At 57.4% G+C, this 16,442-nt stretch carries 17 protein-coding genes; 12 read left to right on the forward strand and 5 right to left on the reverse strand.

Translation table 11 applies throughout. From position 1 onward, the window contains the following. The first annotated feature begins 19 nt into the window (after window positions 1–19). A complete protein-coding gene (locus tag C7H08_RS12725; RefSeq protein WP_106672495.1) occupies window positions 20–598 on the forward strand; it encodes an LON peptidase substrate-binding domain-containing protein in 579 nt (192 codons plus the stop codon). Here C7H08_RS12725 and C7H08_RS12730 read toward each other — a convergent pair. The 3 genes from C7H08_RS12730 to C7H08_RS12740 are packed head-to-tail and all read right to left on the reverse strand — an operon-like array spanning window position 595 to window position 4,045. After that, a complete protein-coding gene (locus C7H08_RS12730) occupies window positions 595–2,046 on the reverse strand; it encodes a VTT domain-containing protein (RefSeq protein ID WP_106672497.1) in 1,452 nt (483 codons plus the stop codon). The genes C7H08_RS12725 and C7H08_RS12730 overlap by 4 nt on opposite strands. Beyond that, entirely contained in the window at window positions 2,043–3,041 is a 999-nt protein-coding gene (locus tag C7H08_RS12735; protein WP_106672499.1) for a GGDEF domain-containing protein, read from the reverse strand. Before C7H08_RS12735 ends, C7H08_RS12730 begins: the two co-directional genes overlap by 4 nt. Further along, window positions 3,038–4,045: a GGDEF domain-containing protein gene (locus C7H08_RS12740; RefSeq protein WP_106672502.1), complete on the reverse strand. Its 1,008-nt coding sequence runs from the start codon at window positions 4,043–4,045 to the stop codon at window positions 3,038–3,040. Before C7H08_RS12740 ends, C7H08_RS12735 begins: the two co-directional genes overlap by 4 nt. A gap of 136 nt (window positions 4,046–4,181) precedes the next feature. Here C7H08_RS12740 and C7H08_RS12745 point away from each other — a divergent pair, with 136 nt between their 5' ends. The 10 genes from C7H08_RS12745 (at window position 4,182) to lipB (ending at window position 13,217) form a co-directional block, all read left to right on the forward strand. Continuing rightward, window positions 4,182–5,438 carry a glutamate-5-semialdehyde dehydrogenase gene (locus tag C7H08_RS12745; protein ID WP_106672504.1) on the forward strand — a complete coding sequence of 419 codons (1,257 nt, stop codon included), beginning with the start codon at window positions 4,182–4,184 and terminating at the stop codon, window positions 5,436–5,438. Between the two features lie 4 nt (window positions 5,439–5,442). Then, window positions 5,443–6,093, forward strand: a complete 651-nt coding sequence (nadD, locus tag C7H08_RS12750) for a nicotinate-nucleotide adenylyltransferase (protein ID WP_106672507.1) — start codon at window positions 5,443–5,445, stop codon at window positions 6,091–6,093. 70 nt (window positions 6,094–6,163) lie between these two features. Beyond that, entirely contained in the window at window positions 6,164–6,514 is a 351-nt protein-coding gene (rsfS, locus tag C7H08_RS12755) for a ribosome silencing factor (RefSeq protein ID WP_106672508.1), read from the forward strand. A 2-nt stretch (window positions 6,515–6,516) separates the two neighbouring features. Beyond that, on the forward strand, window positions 6,517–6,987 hold the full coding sequence (gene rlmH / locus C7H08_RS12760) for a 23S rRNA (pseudouridine(1915)-N(3))-methyltransferase RlmH (RefSeq protein WP_106672510.1): 471 nt from the start codon (window positions 6,517–6,519) through the stop codon (window positions 6,985–6,987). A gap of 8 nt (window positions 6,988–6,995) precedes the next feature. Then, window positions 6,996–8,891, forward strand: coding sequence for a penicillin-binding protein 2 (mrdA, locus tag C7H08_RS12765; protein WP_106672512.1), 1,896 nt, complete (start codon window positions 6,996–6,998; stop codon window positions 8,889–8,891). Further along, window positions 8,891–10,033, forward strand: a complete 1,143-nt coding sequence (gene rodA / locus C7H08_RS12770) for a rod shape-determining protein RodA (protein WP_106672514.1) — start codon at window positions 8,891–8,893, stop codon at window positions 10,031–10,033. Before mrdA ends, rodA begins: the two co-directional genes overlap by 1 nt. Window positions 10,034–10,148: 115 nt before the next feature. Then, entirely contained in the window at window positions 10,149–11,045 is an 897-nt protein-coding gene (locus tag C7H08_RS12775; RefSeq protein ID WP_106672516.1) for a septal ring lytic transglycosylase RlpA family protein, read from the forward strand. A 49-nt stretch (window positions 11,046–11,094) separates the two neighbouring features. Then, complete coding sequence (locus C7H08_RS12780; RefSeq protein WP_106672519.1) at window positions 11,095–12,258, forward strand: D-alanyl-D-alanine carboxypeptidase family protein; 1,164 nt, start codon at window positions 11,095–11,097, stop codon at window positions 12,256–12,258. Window positions 12,259–12,304: 46 nt separating this feature from the next. Beyond that, entirely contained in the window at window positions 12,305–12,574 is a 270-nt protein-coding gene (locus C7H08_RS12785; protein WP_106672523.1) for an HP0495 family protein, read from the forward strand. A 4-nt stretch (window positions 12,575–12,578) separates the two neighbouring features. Beyond that, the gene (gene lipB / locus C7H08_RS12790; RefSeq protein WP_106672526.1) at window positions 12,579–13,217 is read left to right on the forward strand and encodes a lipoyl(octanoyl) transferase LipB; all 639 of its coding nucleotides are present in this window, start codon (window positions 12,579–12,581) and stop codon (window positions 13,215–13,217) included. Between the two features lie 17 nt (window positions 13,218–13,234). Here the strand turns inward: lipB and C7H08_RS12795 are convergent, their stop codons facing one another. After that, window positions 13,235–14,317, reverse strand: coding sequence for a GGDEF domain-containing protein (locus C7H08_RS12795; protein WP_106672834.1), 1,083 nt, complete (start codon window positions 14,315–14,317; stop codon window positions 13,235–13,237). Between the two features lie 272 nt (window positions 14,318–14,589). Between C7H08_RS12795 and C7H08_RS12800 the strand changes: the two genes are divergently transcribed. Continuing rightward, a complete protein-coding gene (locus C7H08_RS12800; RefSeq protein ID WP_106672528.1) occupies window positions 14,590–16,041 on the forward strand; it encodes an ABC1 kinase family protein in 1,452 nt (483 codons plus the stop codon). On the opposite strand, the gene C7H08_RS12805 is transcribed toward C7H08_RS12800, so the two are convergent. Beyond that, window positions 15,975–16,424 carry a YqaA family protein gene (locus tag C7H08_RS12805; RefSeq protein WP_106672835.1) on the reverse strand — a complete coding sequence of 150 codons (450 nt, stop codon included), beginning with the start codon at window positions 16,422–16,424 and terminating at the stop codon, window positions 15,975–15,977. The genes C7H08_RS12800 and C7H08_RS12805 overlap by 67 nt on opposite strands. Window positions 16,425–16,442 lie beyond the last annotated feature (18 nt).

The following is a 16,442-nucleotide window of genomic DNA, read 5'->3' on the forward strand; positions in this document are numbered from 1 at the left end:
CCCAGTGAATGACACTATTATGAATGTTCCTCTGTTTCCGCTGAATTCGATTGTGTTACCCAAGGGGCGCATTCCCCTTCAACTGTTTGAGCCTCGATACATCGACATGCTGTCCCGGTGTATGAGGGAGGACCGTGGCTTTGTTGTTGTATTGCTACGTGAAGGTGCAGAAACGGCCAGTAAAGCGGCGTTCTACGATATCGGTACGTACGTCCGGATCATCGATTTCCAGCAATTGGATAATGGTTTGTTGGGCATTACCGTTGAAGGTGAGCGGAAGGTGTCGGTGGTGCGTAGCTGGCAGCAGGACGATGGCCTGAACCTGGGGGATGTGGAATGTCTGCTCACTGAGGCGGAAAGCCCGGTGCCAGAGCACTACCATGAGTTGCCCTCGGTATTACGCGCGCTGTTCCGTCACCCGGTGGTGGGTGACCTGGGCATGGAGGTAAACTACGAGGACGCCCGGGACGTTGGCTGGCGGCTGACCGAGCTGTTGCCATTAGACAAGCAGGAAAAGCAAAGACTGGCCGAGCTGCAGGATCCGCTGGAGCGGCTGGACCGGCTGCAGGAACTACTCGAAGCGCTTGAACAGAATTAAGGCAGCGGCGTGTAGGCGAGGCTGGCGGTGTCCCACTGTATCGACACATAAATCGCTGTGAAGATCACCCAGAATGCCACCGCCGCCCAGGTAGAAACATCCGGGGATATCGGCACGCGGTCATAGCGGCTGTAGCTTGCTCGTATTACCCCGGTTATCGCCAGCCCCAGCAACAGCCCGCCAAGAATATCGGTAAACCAGTTTGCGCCCAGATAGAGCCGGCTGAGGACCATGGGGAGCAACGGCAGTGAGAGCACGACGTAGGCTTGCCATCGCTGTTTTTTGCGGTTTTCGCCGGCAATGAAACTGGCAGCCATGGTAACCAGAACCGTCGCCCCGGTCGCGTGAGCGCTTGGGTAAGCGCCAGAGATAGCGGGGCTCAGCACCTGGTCCGGACGATCAACCGACAACCCCGCCTTGAACAGCCATACACTGACCACGCTCAGCAGTGCAGCCGCTGCAATGTGGAAGGCGGCGGCGTAATAGCCCCGGAAGCCCAGCACCAATACCGTCAGAAGCGCAGCGCCCAGTAACACCGGAGGGTCGCCCAGAAGCGTGGCTGCCACGGCCGGAAGGTCCAGCAGCGGTTGCCTTAGCGCGCCGAACCAGGCCAGGGCCAGCTCATTGAACTCGGAAATCCGGCGACTGAAGGAAACGAGCTGGGTCAGGATCAGATACATGGCCAGCGTAGCGCTCGCCAACACGATTGAGGGCAATGGGAACTCGCCTTTGCGAGTGGGCCTTTCGTTGGTGTAAAGCCGCCAGAAGCGATGAGTAGTGTCGTATCGTGCCATCAGGGATTCCAGCCAGCGGTACAATCTGCTGCCTTCACCAACGCCAAGGCGAAACTGGAGAACCACCACATAAAGCACGACCAGAACAGCGCCGCTGATGGCGATCACCGGATAAAAGTGAGGAGGTGGTTTGATCTCGCTGGCTAATGCGCTGCCCACGGCATAACCCGGCACAACATAAACCAGTGCCCAGCCCACTGCGGAAATGAGGTTGAACGTTAGAAAGCGTTGCCAGGACATATGTAAAGCCCCGGCAACCAGAGGTATGACCGGGCGAATCGGGCCGATAAAGCGGCCGGCAACCACGCTTTTGCCGCCGTGGGCGATGAAAAAGGCCTCACCCCGAGTGACCAGTCTCGGGTAGCGACTGAAGGGCCAGACGGAATGCAGGCGGCCCTTGAAGTAGCGGCCGACGGCAAAGCTGATGATGTCACCAGTGACGGCCCCCAGCCCTGCCCACATCAACGCCTCGGACAGCGGCATGCCAGATTTTCCTGCCAGCGCGGCAAACCCGAACAATATGGCAACCCCGGGTACGATGAGGCCGACGATGACAAGCGATTCCGCCATGGCTGTGGCGAACAGCACGAGGATCAGCCAGCCCGGGTTATCGCCCACCCAGGCGGCAGCGTCTGCCCACCAGGTGCCGCTCATGCTTCGACCGACTCTCCCGGGCTGAACCAGGCAGAATCCATGCCTCGTTTACGGGCTTCGTGTATCGCCTGGTGAGCCCGGTTGCGCAGCGATGCGGTGCTGGTGTCGCCGTTGCCGCGAGTGGTACAGCCGAGGCTGACCGACGTTCTGCCGATGCCGGTCCACTCATGCTCACCGATGGTTCTGCGGATTCGTTCGGCAATAACGCGAACGCCTTCCTCGGGCGTGTAAGGCAAAATAAGGAAAAACTCCGACTCATCAAGGGTGTACAGCGTATCGCCGGCACGGATGACCCCGAACAGATGCTCCGTGACGGCCTTGAATAACGTTTGTAAGCCCACTTTGCCGTGCAGGTCGCGAACTTCGTCCGCGTAATCCAGGCTGAGGTTGATCACCGACAGCGGATGCCCGGTGGCAATGGCGCGACTGATTTCCTTCTGCAGGGTTTCGTCGAGAAAGCGCGAATTATGAGCGCCGGTTACCGGATCGGTAATCGCCAGATCCTCCGCTGACTGGGCAATATGGTCGTAATGCCAGGTGTACAGCGCAACCACCACCAGTAGCAGGATCAGGCCTGCCGTGGTGATCAGCGCATCTGCGCCCGGTTGGCTGAACCAGAGACTGCCAATCACCGGCACCAGCAGCAGAATCGAAAGTCCCAGGCCCCGGCGCAAAGGCAGAATCAGCAGGTTGAGTACCAGCAATGGCATTGCCCAATGCGTCACGCCCGGGCTGTTGAGAGCGAGGATTGCGGCTACCAGGCCGCCGTTCAGCCCGGCAAGAATCAGCAAGTGCCCAGGCGCCGACAATTGCTGGCGTCGACACACCAGGGTATAGATCAGGCCAGACAGCAGCAGTCCGGTCATGACCAGCGCCAGATAGAACAGCTCATAAAAGCCGTATCGGAGATTCTGCAGGGCCAGAGTAAAAATGAACAGGGCGGTCAGGCCGTATCCAAAGCTGTGGGTCCAGGTTCTTAGTCGTGTTTCTGTCATTGCATTGTGTCCTGCGGGCCAGGTGCATCCTGGTGCACCCAGTTGCTGTATGCCTGGGTGCGGTTGCCGCCCTGTTGTTGAGCTCGCCGGAGCGCATTGGCTGCGCTCTGCTGCAGGCTGTCTGCGTCGTCACCAATGTTCAGGCCGGAAATGCCGGTGCTGACAGTCAGTTTCATGCCGTGAGACGCCAGCAGCTTGCAAAGCCCGATGCGTATTTTTTCGGCGCTGATGGCCGCCCCGGAGGTGTTGATGCCGGGGAGGATGACCAGGAACTGGAGGTCGGCAACCCGATAATAGGTGTCGAAGTCGCGGAGTTGCGAATGCAGATAGCGGCCCATTCTCGGCAGAATGGCGCGAATGTCTTCGTCCGGGTCGTTGTCGCTAAGGTGAGTGTCCAGGCCGATCATCATCACCGACATATCGGTACCTTCGCGCTCACTGCGTTGGATTTCCTTGTGCAGGTCGGCTGACAGGTACTCCCGGCTGGCGGCCTGGGTAAGTTCATCGGTGCGCCTTAACGGGGCCAGTTGTCCGGTTTTGTATTCGCGCAGAAAAATCAGCAGGGCCGAAAGCAGGGTGGTCAGCACAAATGCGCTGATCATCTGATGGCGATCGGGTAGCGCGACCGCCCACTGGGTGCTGATCAGTATGGCAAACGTCAAAAGTGCCGTAATCAGCGCCGCCAGAGAGGGCCGTAACAGGGCAAAGGTGACCAGAGGCAGAGCATAGAGCCAGTGGCTCAGTGCCCAGGGGCCGATCCACACGGCGGTTATTAGCACCAGTACCAGCGCCATGAAGCAAATTGTTCTGAGTTGGCGCCAGGGCAACGGCTGCGGTTTGCTGCCTTGAACGTTGATGGCCAGGCTGATGCCAGCTGCTGCGGCAGCACTGGCTGCGGCCAGGGGTTCGCCCAGTACTATACAAAGCGCGCTGGTGATTGCCAGGATGACAAAGCCGGCCCGTGAGAGCTTGCCTGGCAGAAATTTTTCAGCCGACTGGGGCATTGTGTCTGTCCTTTGCTGAAGCATCCATTTGAATCCGTGCAGCGCTATAATAGTCGTTTGGGATGCGGACTTGAAACGGGAAAGGTAAAGTATCTGACTCGTTCCGGAATCAGCGTGCAACTAATAAGGTACTCCAATGGATGTAGCAGCCTACATGGCAGAGCTTGGTCAACAGGCAAGGGCCGCAGCTCGGGAAGTGGCCCGGTCAACCACGGCGGTGCGCAATCAGGCCTTGCTGGCGACAGCTGATGCCCTGGATAAGGCCCGTCAGGAACTGGTTCTAGCCAATCAAAAGGATCTTGCCAGTGGCCGGGCCAGCGGCCTGGACGATGCCATGCTGGATCGGCTGGAACTCACTGGAGCCCGCATTGACACCATGATAGAAGGGCTGCGCCAGGTCGCTGCTCTGCCAGATCCGGTCGGGGTAATTACCGACATGACTTATCGCCCGTCTGGTATTCAGGTGGGCAAGATGCGCGTACCGTTGGGAGTGATTGGCATTATTTACGAGTCCCGGCCCAACGTGACGGTCGAAGCCGCCAGTCTGTGCCTGAAATCCGGTAATGCCACCATTTTGCGTGGCGGCTCTGAAGCCATTCACTCCAACCAGGCTATCGCGGCGTGCCTGGCCTCCGGGCTGGCCTCCGTCGGTTTGCCCGAATCCGCGGTGCAAGTGGTGACCACTACCGACCGGGCGGCGGTCGGTGAGCTGATCACCATGCCTCAGTACGTTGATGTGATTGTCCCGAGGGGTGGGAAAGGCCTGATCGAGCGGATCAGCCGCGACGCCAGGGTGCCGGTCATCAAACACCTGGATGGCATTTGCCATGTCTATATCGACAGTCACGCCGACCCGGAGAAGGCGCTGAGGGTCGCGGTTAACTCAAAAACCCATCGCTACGGTACTTGCAACACCATGGAAACCCTGTTGGTGGATCAGGAAATTGCTGACGATATGCTGCCGTTGCTGGCGGCAGAGTTCACCGCCAAGGGCGTGGAGCTTCGAGGCTGTGAGCGCACCCGTACCGTCCTGAACGATATTGTTCAAGCCACGGAAGACGACTGGCATGCAGAGTACCTGGCGCCGGTGTTGGCGGTTCGGGTTGTGGACGGTCTTGATGGGGCGATTGATCACATCAACCATTACAGCTCACAGCACACCGACAGCATCATTACCGAAAACTACACCCGGGCCCGCCGATTCCTGACCGAGGTAGATTCCAGTTCGGTCATGGTGAACGCCTCCACCCGTTTTGCCGACGGTTTTGAATACGGATTAGGTGCAGAAATCGGCATCTCCACCGACAAGATCCACGCCCGTGGGCCGGTTGGTCTGGAGGGGTTGACGTCACAGAAGTACGTGGTGTTCGGCGACGGTCACGTCCGGGCCTGATCTGATGCATGTTATTTATGGCGGCACCTTTGACCCGATCCACCATGGCCATCTGCGCCTGGCGCTGGAGATTTCTGATGCGCTGGCGGTGGACCGGGTTGACTTGGTGCCGTGCCATATTCCGCCCCACCGGGGCAGCACCGGGGCATCGTCCGAGCAGCGGCTGGAGTTGATCCGGCTGGCGATCGCCGGCGAGCACCGGCTGTGTGTGGATGATCGCGAGCTGCGCCGGGCCGGCGCGTCTTACACGGCAGACACGCTCAGGCAATTGCGCCACGAGTTGGGCCAGCAGGAACCGCTGGTTATGGTTGTGGGTACTGACGCCTTTGCGGCCTTCGATCGCTGGCAGGAGTGGACGGATATTCCTGCGCTTGCACACATCGTCGTGGTTCAGCGCCCGGGTGCTGACATCCCCGTCGGCAGTGAGGCCGCGCGCCTGTTGTCCGGGCGTCACGCCTCGGGGCCTGACGTCTTGAGGTCAAGCCCTTGTGGCGCAATTCTGCAGTTGGATCCACCCTTGTTGGACATTTCGGCCACCGGCATTCGCCAGCGGATTGCCCATGGCCGCTCCCCCCGATACCTGACGCCCGACCCGGTCTGGCAAAGAATTCAATCTCTCTGCCTGTACGGTGCGTGCCCCGACGGGAACTTTTAGTGATACAATCGCGTCTGAATATCACTTATCGGGTGGCCACTCTGGTCAGAGCCCGGAAAACAGGGTAATTATGCAGGCAGAACAACTGAAAGATCTGGTCGTAACCGCACTTGAAGACATCAAGGCTCAGGATATCAGCGTGATTGATGTCCGTGATCGTACCAGCGTCACTGACTATATGGTTCTTGCATCCGGTACCTCCAGCCGTCACGTTAAATCGCTGGCCGATTCTGTCGTCTCTGACGCCAAGGATCAGGGTGTGAAGACTGCTAACGTCGAAGGTGCAGGTGGCAGTGACTGGATTCTGGTGGATCTGGGGGATGTGGTGGTGCATTTGATGATGCCTGCAACCCGTGAATTCTATGATCTGGAGCGCTTCTGGCGCGATGCGCCAGATGTTGGTGCAGCAGGCAGCGAGTAATCATGAAACTGCGTCTGATCTGTGTGGGGCAAAAGATGCCCGACTGGGTCAGTGCGGGGTACCAGGATTACGCTCGTCGAATGCCGCCTGAGTTGCCCCTGGAACTGACTGAGATCCCCATGGCTCACCGTGGCAAGAATCCGGATATCCCCCGGCTCATGCAGCGGGAAAGCGATGCTATTCTGGCTTCGGTTGGTCAACGTGATCGGGTAGTTGCTCTGGAAGTCGGGGGGAAGCCCTGGTCGACGGAGAAACTGGCCGGTCAGCTGGAAAGCTGGCAACAGGAGGGCCAGGATATCTGTTTCCTGGTGGGCGGGCCGGATGGTCTGGCCGGTGCCTGCCGGCAGCGAGCCGACCAACAGTGGTCATTATCTCCGCTCACCCTGCCTCATCCCCTGGTGCGAATTGTTCTGGCTGAACAACTGTATCGTGCCTGGTCTATTACCCGTAACCACCCATACCATCGGGCCTAGGAGTCGTTATGGCCTGGGGTGAATTCAAAAATACGGCTGCCGAGCGCCGGCTGTTCCAGCGTCGCGCCCTGGTCATGCTGGCTCTTGTTCTGATGACCATGATCGGGCTGCTGGCCCGAATGTATCAGCTGCAAATTGTCGAGCATGACATCTACACCACGCTGTCCGACAAAAACCGCGTGCAGGTGCAGTCGGTGCCGCCACCGCGCGGGCTGGTGTATGACAGGGGTAATAACCTGCTGGCTGAAAACCGTCCGGTTTTCAGTCTGACGCTGGTGCCTGAACGTGTTGACGGTATGGACGCAACGCTGGCAAGGCTGGCCGATATACTCGACATTGCCGAGGAAGATCTGGAGCGTTTCCAGCGCCGGCTTCAAGAACCCCGCCGTCCCTTCCAGGAACTCCCGCTGAGTTACGACCTCAGTGAGGAAGAAATCGCCCGTATGGCCGTCCACCGCCATGAGTTCCCGGGTGTCGAGGTCAGGGCAGAGTTGGTCCGGTACTATCCGCACAGCGAGCTCACTGCTCATGCCCTTGGCTTTGTCAGCAGAATAAATCGCGAAGAGCTCCAGCGTATTGATCCGGTGAACTACGCCGGCACCAACTACATCGGAAAGTCCGGGATCGAGCGTTTTTACGAGCAAGTGTTGCACGGCACCGTCGGCTATCAGCATGTTGAAACCAATGCCCGAGGGCGAATTCTCAGAGTGCTGGAGCGAGTCAACCCGGTGCCGGGCGAAGACCTGCAGTTGCATTTGGACCTCAGGCTCCAGCGCAAGGCGCATGAACTCCTGGAAGGGCGACGGGGTGCGATCATAGCAATTGAGCCAGACACCGGAGGCATCCTGGCCCTGGCCAGCGTGCCAGGTTTTGATGCGAACAAGTTTGTCACCGGTATCAGTGTGGACGATTATCGCAGCCTCAGTACCGACATCGACAAGCCGCTGTTCAATCGCGTGCTTCGTGGTCAGTACCCGCCGGGTTCGACGATAAAGCCGATGATGGCGATCGCTGCGTTGGACAGTGGTGTGACGGACAGGGAAAGGCGAATCTGGGACCCCGGGTACTTTCAGTTGCGCGAAGGCGGCCGGCGTTTCCGGAATTGGAACAGATCTGGTGACGGTTGGGTTGACCTCAAGACCTCCATGGCAAGATCCAATGACGTGTACTTCTACTCAGTTGGCGTTGAAATGGGTGTTGGTGTGATGTCGAAATACCTGGCGCATTTTGGCTTTGGCGAAGACGCCACTCTGGACGTGTCGGGTGCGCTCAGTGGCTTGTTGCCGACGGCTGACTGGAAACGAGGCGCCAGAAATGAGCCTTGGTACCCGGGAGACTCAGTCAACATGAGCATTGGTCAGGGCTTTTTTCTGTCAACGCCCTTGCAGTTGGCCACGGCCACCGCGCTGATTGCCAATCGCGGAGAGTGGATAGAGCCGCGGTTCCTGAAGGATATTCGTGGTGATCGACCGGTTGAGGAATTTTTGCCTAAAGCAACCCATGAACCACTGACGCTGAAAAACCCCGATGACTGGGAGTATGTCGTGGATACCATGGTCGAAGTAATGCATGGTGCAAAGGGGACAGCGAGGGCTGCAGGCCGAGGGGCAAATTATTTGATTGCCGGTAAAACCGGCACCGCGCAGGTGTACAGTCTGGCAGAAGACGAGGAGTACGACGAGGAGCAGATTCGGGAGCGTTTGCGGGATCATGCCTTATTCGTCGGGTTTGCGCCGGCTGATGACCCCAAGCTTGCCGTGGCCATCATTGTGGAAAATGGCGGTGGAGGCAGCTCGAACGCTGCACCGGTGGCGCGGGCTTTGTTTGATGCCTGGCTGGAGGAGTTTCCGGCCGCAGAACAGCAAGCCGTAATCAGTCAGCTTGAACGGGAGGAGGCTCGCTAATGGCGCTCGGAGGCTTACTCAATAGCTCTGCCGATAATCACCTGACGCGATCCCGAAGCGTGTGGTCAGCGATTCACCTGGATCCGCTGCTGTTATTGTTACTTCTTTTGTTGATCGGCGCCGGTTTGTTTGTGCTGTATAGCGGCGCTGACCGAAATATCGAAGTCGTCAAAGCGCAGGGCATTCGTTTCGGTGTTGCTTTGGTTGTGATGTTGGTCTTTGCCCAGCTGGACCCGGCGGTCTTTCGTCGTTGGGCGCCCTGGCTCTATCTGGCGGGTATGATGGGGTTGGTGGCCGTTCTGGTGGCAGGTGTCGGCGCCAAGGGCGCGCAGCGTTGGCTGGCGATTCCGGGCCTGCCTCGATTTCAGCCGTCAGAGTTGATGAAGCTGGTCGTGCCGATGATGGCGGCCTGGTACCTTTCCAGGCACTATCTGCCGCCCAGGCTGTCCCACGTTGCGCTCGGATTGCTCATTGTTCTTGTCCCCATGGGGCTGATCATTCAACAGCCAGACCTCGGCACCTCGTTATTGGTTGGGATGGCAGGCATTTTCGTGGTGTTCTTTGCGGGCATCAGCTGGAAACTGATTGCGGCGTTTTTTGCGATGGTGTCAGTGTCGGCCCCGATGATGTGGTTCTTTGTTATGAGGGATTATCAGAAACAGCGGGTGCTGACTTTGCTGGACCCGCAAAGCGATCCGCTCGGGGCCGGTTGGAATATTATACAGTCGAAGACTGCGATCGGCTCTGGCGGTATGGATGGTAAAGGCTGGCTCCAGGGAACTCAGTCCCATCTGGAGTTTCTGCCGGAGAGTCATACCGATTTTATCGTTGCGGTACTGGCGGAAGAGTTCGGCTTCATCGGCATGATGCTGTTAATGGTTTTGTATTTCCTGATCGTGCTCAGGTGCCTTTATATCGCGGCGACCGCGCAGGATTCGTTCAGCCGGTTACTGGCAGGCGCTCTGACCATGACCTTTTTTATCTATGTCTTTGTCAATGTTGGCATGGTCAGCGGCCTGTTACCGGTGGTTGGTGTGCCCCTGCCACTGATCAGCTACGGCGGCACGTCCGGAGTGACGCTGATGGCCGCGTTCGGGGTGTTGATGTCGATTCACACCCATCGTCGGATGATCACGGCGTGAGGGTTTACCCGGATGATGGCTTCCCGGTAATGGTTAATACTACCGGGAACCCGGTACAATATTTCAGGTCACTAAGGCTTGATGCGGGGTGAGAGTGCGTGGGTTGCCAACGATAATGGTTAAAGAACAACGAATCGGGTGGACAGGATTGATTGCGGTTCTGGTTTTGGCTGGGTGCGGAAGTGCACCGAAAGCGCCAGAGCCGGATCACTCGTCCCGGTACACCATGAAGCAGGATCGCGCTCCGTCCGGGAGTTTTGACGTCTCGGGCCTGCAAGACGCGGTGCCCCGTTATGAGGCGCCCCGCACCGCCGGTAACATGTCCCAATATCAAGTTTGGGGCAAGACGTATCGGGTCATGGACAGTAACGAGGGATACGTGGCCCGGGGCGTAGCCAGTTGGTACGGTGAAAAATTTCACGGTCACAAAACCTCCAATGGCGAGATTTTCGACATGTATTCTATGTCGGCCGCCCATAAATCCATGCGCATTCCCAGCTACGCCCGGGTCACCAACCTCGACAATGGCCAATCGGTGATTGTCAGAGTGAATGATCGCGGCCCGTTTCATGGGGATCGCCTGATTGATTTGTCCTATGCTGCCGCCAAAAAGCTCGGCTACAAATCACAGGGCACTGCGAAGGTTGAAGTTGAAGCCATCACGGTGCGGGAAAACGGCGCGATGACTCTGGCTGGCAAACCTTTCAAGTCCGGGACGGTCGTTCCGGTGACAGACAGTGACTCTGCGCCGAATGAGCGGCAGGCTCCGGACCTGGGATTGTTTGTGCAGCTGGGATCGTTCAGTCAACCGGATCCGGCCGAGGCACTGCTGGCCAGAGCCAGCAATGTGCTTCAGCGACCAATGCGGGTTCGACAGGTCACCACCGACACCGGCCGCTTTCATCGGGCCCAGATCGGGCCTTTCAGTGACGAAATGGAAGCCCGTAACGCTCAGAGTTTATTGAAATCTAACGGTTTCGCTCAGTCTATTGTGCTGACTGATTCCCGTTGATGACCTGAAATCTTAAAAGAAACACACCTTACGACGAATGAACTTACCCATGGCTCTTAATTCAGTGATTCGCAGTTTTTTCCTGGTTTTGTCCCTGACCATCATTCTGGTTGGGCAGGCCATTGCCCAGTCAGTGTTAATTCCGGCGCCGCCGCAGATTGCTGGTAGCTCCTGGGTGCTGATGGACCCATTGACCGGTCACATCATCATGGAGCACAACAGCGGTGAGCGGCTGCCGCCCGCCAGCCTAACCAAAATGATGACGGCCTACATCGTCGAGCGGGAGCTCGATGAGGGCCGAATCGCGATGACCGACCTGGTGCCGATCAGCGTCAAGGCCTGGCAGACCGGCGGCTCCCGTACCTTTGTCCGGGAGGGCACACAGGTGCCGGTTGAGGATCTGCTTAAAGGGGTGATTATTCAGTCCGGTAACGATGCTTCGGTTGCTCTTGCAGAGTTTGTCGCAGGGAGCGAAAGCGCTTTTGTCGATATCATGAACCAGCAGGCAACGCTGCTGGGCATGACCAACACCAACTTCGAAAACGCAACCGGGTTGCCATCGCCGAATCAATACTCGACCGCTTACGATCTGGCAGTGTTGGCCCAGGCGATCATTGAGGACTACCCCGAGAACTATCCACTGTATGCGGTCAAGAGCTTTACCTTTAACAATATCCGACAGCCCAATCGCAATAGCCTGTTGTGGCGGGATGAGAGTGTCGATGGCCTGAAAACCGGCCATACCGAAGAGGCTGGTTATTGTCTGGTGGCGTCTGCCAAGCGTGACGACACTCGCCTGATCGCCGCAGTCATGGGCACCAGCAGTGCTCAGGTGCGCGCTCAGGAAGTCCAGAAGATGCTCAACTACGGTTTTCGTTACTACGAAACCGCGCGCTTGTTCCGAGCTGGGCAGGAGCTGGTGGATGCGAGGGTCTGGGGCGGCAATAGCGATCAGATTTCGATCGGGCTGGCGGAGGACGTTCACGTGACTATTCCCCGTGGCTCGAAAGATCAGCTTGAATCGGTGGTGGATCTGGATTCTGTCATCAAAGCACCCATCAAGGTCGGTGATGAGCTGGGCCGCATTCAGGTCACGCTTAATGGCGAGAGCGTCGTCGATGAGCCAGTGCTGGCGTTGACCGAAGTACCGCAAGGTGGACTTTTCAAGCGCCTGTGGGACTCGATCAAGCTGTTTTTCGTACAACTTTTTTAACAGAGGCGGCTGGCGTGAATGGTCAGTCGTCGGGGAGTAATGCGACATGAGTGACCCGAAACCGCCGAAAATAGAGTTTCCCTGTGACTATGTCATCAAAGTCATCGGAAACGCGGCGCCAGATTTCACCGAGTTTGTGTTGGATGTGGTGGAGCAACACTCCCCAGGGGTCTGTGAAGCCGACCTGTCGATAAAGGATAGCAGTAAGGGGCGTTTTTCATCGGTTCAGCTTAAGATTGTGGCGACTGGTGAGGAGCAACTCAAGGCGCTGTTTGAAGACCTGAAAGCAAGCGGCCGGGTTCACATGGTGCTCTGATAACATGACAGACCTGATTGTCCGCTCGCTGGGGCAGCAGCCCTACATGGAAACCTGGGAAGCGATGAAAGCCTTCACCGCCAACCGGGACGCAACCACGGTCGATGAACTGTGGTGCCTGGAGCACCCTCGGGTGTTCACACAGGGTCAGGCCGGTAAGGCTGAGCACATCCTGTTGCCGGGCGATATCCCGGTGATTCAGGTCGACCGGGGCGGGCAGGTCACTTATCACGGCCCGGGGCAACTGGTCATCTATCTGCTGGTTGACCTGTCACGGCGAAAAATGGGCGTGCGCACTTTGGTGGATGAGATCGAACAGGCCATTGTGCGCACGCTGGCCCAGTCAGAAATAGATGCCGCGCCGAGGCAAGACGCGCCTGGTGTGTATATCAACGGTGCCAAGATCGCATCGTTGGGATTGCGGGTGCGCCGGGGGTGTTCTTTTCATGGTCTGGCGCTTAACGTGAACATGGATATGGAGCCGTTCAGCCGGATCAATCCCTGTGGCTACGCCGGAATGTCCATGTGCCAGGTCAGTGATTTTGAACCCGGCATCTCCGTTTATGAGATCGAGCGCAGGTTGGTAAAGGCGCTGGTTAGCGGGCTTGGGCATCAGCAGGTGGCGCATCGTTCGGGCTGGTGACGCTGGGACAGGTCGTGTTAACTGCCCGCCGCCCGGCAGGTACGGTTTCGGCCTTCAGATTTGGCTTGGTAGAGCGCTTCATCGGCGCGTTGCAGCAATCGATCGATGGATTCTGAACCCTGGATTGTGGCGACACCAATACTGATCGTCGCGCCAATATCCATGCCGTCGGCCTGAACGGTTCTGGCTGCAACCGCCAGACGTATCCGCTCCGCCGACGCCTGAGCATCCTCCGATGAGGTTTCCGGTAGCAGAATCAGAAATTCTTCTCCGCCCCATCGAGCAATGGTGTCGACCTTCCGGCATTGTTCCGTCAGTGTTTTTCCGACCAGCACAATCATGTCGTCACCGACCTGGTGACCGAAGGTGTCGTTGACCTGCTTGAACAGATCAATGTCCATCAGCAGTACCGAGTAGTGACGGCCGTTCCTCAGATAACGCTGGTATTCGGCGTCAAGTTGCTCCAGTCCTTCCCGTCGGTTGGCCAGCCCGGTCAGCGCATCGTGTTTTGCGGCGTACTCGAATTCTTTGGCCAGCTTGATCAGCCCCAGTTTGCTGCGGCGTCGGCTCTGGTCGAGGATGTAACAAGTGACCATCTCGAATGCCAGAACAATAATCATGGTCAGCCGGAGCGTACCGCTGTAGGGCAGCTCAAATAGCGCATCACCGAGCGGACTGAACAGAAGCAAGACGGCGAGCCAACCGCCCAGGCAGGCGATAATGCCTATGCGAGCTTCGCTGATGTAAAAAATGATGGGTGGATAGGCAAATAACCAGATAATGGCCGAGCCATCTTCAACCGCTTGTATGGCCAGGAAGGTAAACAAGGCTGTGATCAGGACAATGAATACACGCCGCTGCAGGGTTTTTTGTCCAGAAAATACGAAAATGACCGCGTTAATAGCCAACAATACTGCGAAGCTGAACAGCCAGGGGGCGGTAAAAGGATCGGCCTGCTGAGTAGAGCGCCAAGCGTAGAACAGTAGCAGGGGAACCGCCGCGGCTGTCAGCCCATTTATCAGGGCCGGGACAGGAATTTCCCCCGTCACCCGGAATTGGGAAAGTTCAGAATCTGGTGTTCTGGATGCTGACTGGTTCATGGCCGGGCTTTTTTTGTAATTGATGAAGATCACATTCATAACGTTAACTGAGTCTAGATCGCATTGTGACCCAAAACTGTGTTAAATCGTAACGGAATGTCGAAACTGGTTTAAATTGATCGAAAAGTATTCACATTGGCTGCAGAAGCTGAAAATTGACGACTGATCGGTTAGGTTGTTCCGGTCTGTGATCCGTATAATGAGGTAAGGATTCCCTTGAGGTGCCGGGAGCGACCGGCAAACTCATCATTTTCTGACCATACAGGTTATCCATGTCTTCAAGTCGCCCCGGAAAATCCGTGTCTCGCATCAAAACCGGCAGCTTTGAACGGCGGTTATCGCTGACCAAGGCTGGCCTGTTTGCGGGTACCCGCATGGCATCGCACATGGCCACTAACTGGTTCAGCGATAAGGAAACCCGGGAGCAGCGCCATCGCGCAATGATGTCTAGCCAGGCTCGTTTTCTGGTGGATGAGCTGGGGCGGCTCAAGGGCAGCGTGGTCAAGATCGGTCAGGTAATGGCACTTTACGGTGAGCATTTTCTGCCGGACGAAGTTACCGAGGCGTTGCACACACTGGAAGATCAGACCACGTCGCTGGAGTGGGCTGCAATTGAACGGGTGCTTAAAGCGGAAATTGGAGCTGATCGCCTGGCGGAGCTGGAAATAGACCCGGAGCCCATCGGTGCGGCCTCGCTTGGCCAGGTGCATCGAGCGGTCAGGCTCAGTGACGGGCTGGAACTGGTGCTGAAAGTGCAGTATCCCGGCGTAGCGGATGCGGTTGACAGCGATCTCAACGCGGTCGCTCAGTTGCTCAAAGTGGCCCGGCTGGTCCGGTTCGGCCCCGAGTTCAACGACTGGCTGGAAGAGGTCCGGCAGATGATGCACCGGGAGGTGGACTATCGCCTGGAAGCCAGAACCACCGAAAAATTCCGCACCATGCTGGACTCCGATCCACGATTTGTCGTGCCCCGGGTGCTGCAAGAATACTCAACGGATCACATCATTGCCTCAACCTATGAGCATGGCCATTCGGTCGGGTCTCCGGCGGTTCGGGAGCTTTCGCTGGCCCGCCGAAGTTCTCTGGGCAAAGCAGCATTGGAGCTGTTCTTCCGTGAGTTGTTTGAATGGGGAGAAATACAGACAGATCCGAATTTCGGCAATTATCGGGTACGGATAGCCGGCGAAGAAGGCGAAGACGAAGCGCACGATCGCATTGTGCTGCTGGATTTCGGAGCCGTTCAGAGTTACTCGCGCCAGTTTCTGGACCCGGTTATCCAGATGATTCGTGCGTCCTATGAACAGGATCTCGAGCAGGTGATTGATGGCGGCATCACGCTTCGTTTCATGAGCCGGGAGTGGCCTGAGGAAGTTCTCGAGAAATTTGGCTCTGTTTGCATGTCAGTACTTGAGCCCCTGGCGGGAGATCGCCATCAATGGCCAGACTACGCAGTTAACGCCCACGGCGAGTATCGATGGAAACAGAGTGATCTGCCTTCGCGGGTCGCCAAACAGGCTGCCCGGTCGGCCATCAATCGTTACTTCCAGGTGCCGCCAAAGGAGTTTGTCTTCCTGAATCGCAAGTTGATCGGTGTATACACCTTCATCGCCGTGCTGCATTCGGAATTCAACGGTGAGGGCCTGCTCCGCAAGTACCTCTATGGCGAGGATGCCGGTGAACCGAAGCCGGTAGCTTCCAGCACCACCCAGAGCACGAAGGCATAGCGCACGCCTTTACCGATGCCCACCAGAATTACGAAGTTGAGCCAGGGCACTCGCATGATCCCGCCCACCAGAGTCAGGGGATCGCCGACGATGGGCAGCCAGCCCAGTAACAGCGACCATTGACCATAGCGGTTGAAGCGGTTCCGGGCCTTGTGCAACTGCAGTTCGCTGACCGGAAACCAGCGTTTATGTTTAAAGCGATCCACCTGCCTGCCGATAACCCCGTTAACGACAGACCCTAACGTGTTGCCAAGGGTTGCCCAGAACCACAGCCAGAATAATGGCAAACCCTGGCTGGCCAGCGTACCCAGCAGTAATTCGGAATATGCTGGCAACAGGGTGGCCGCCGCGAATGCGGTCAAAAACAGAGTCAAATAGGCCAAGGGCATCTCCATGCACTA

Source organism: Marinobacter halophilus, from assembly GCF_003007685.1.
Lineage (GTDB): Bacteria > Pseudomonadota > Gammaproteobacteria > Pseudomonadales > Oleiphilaceae > Marinobacter > Marinobacter halophilus.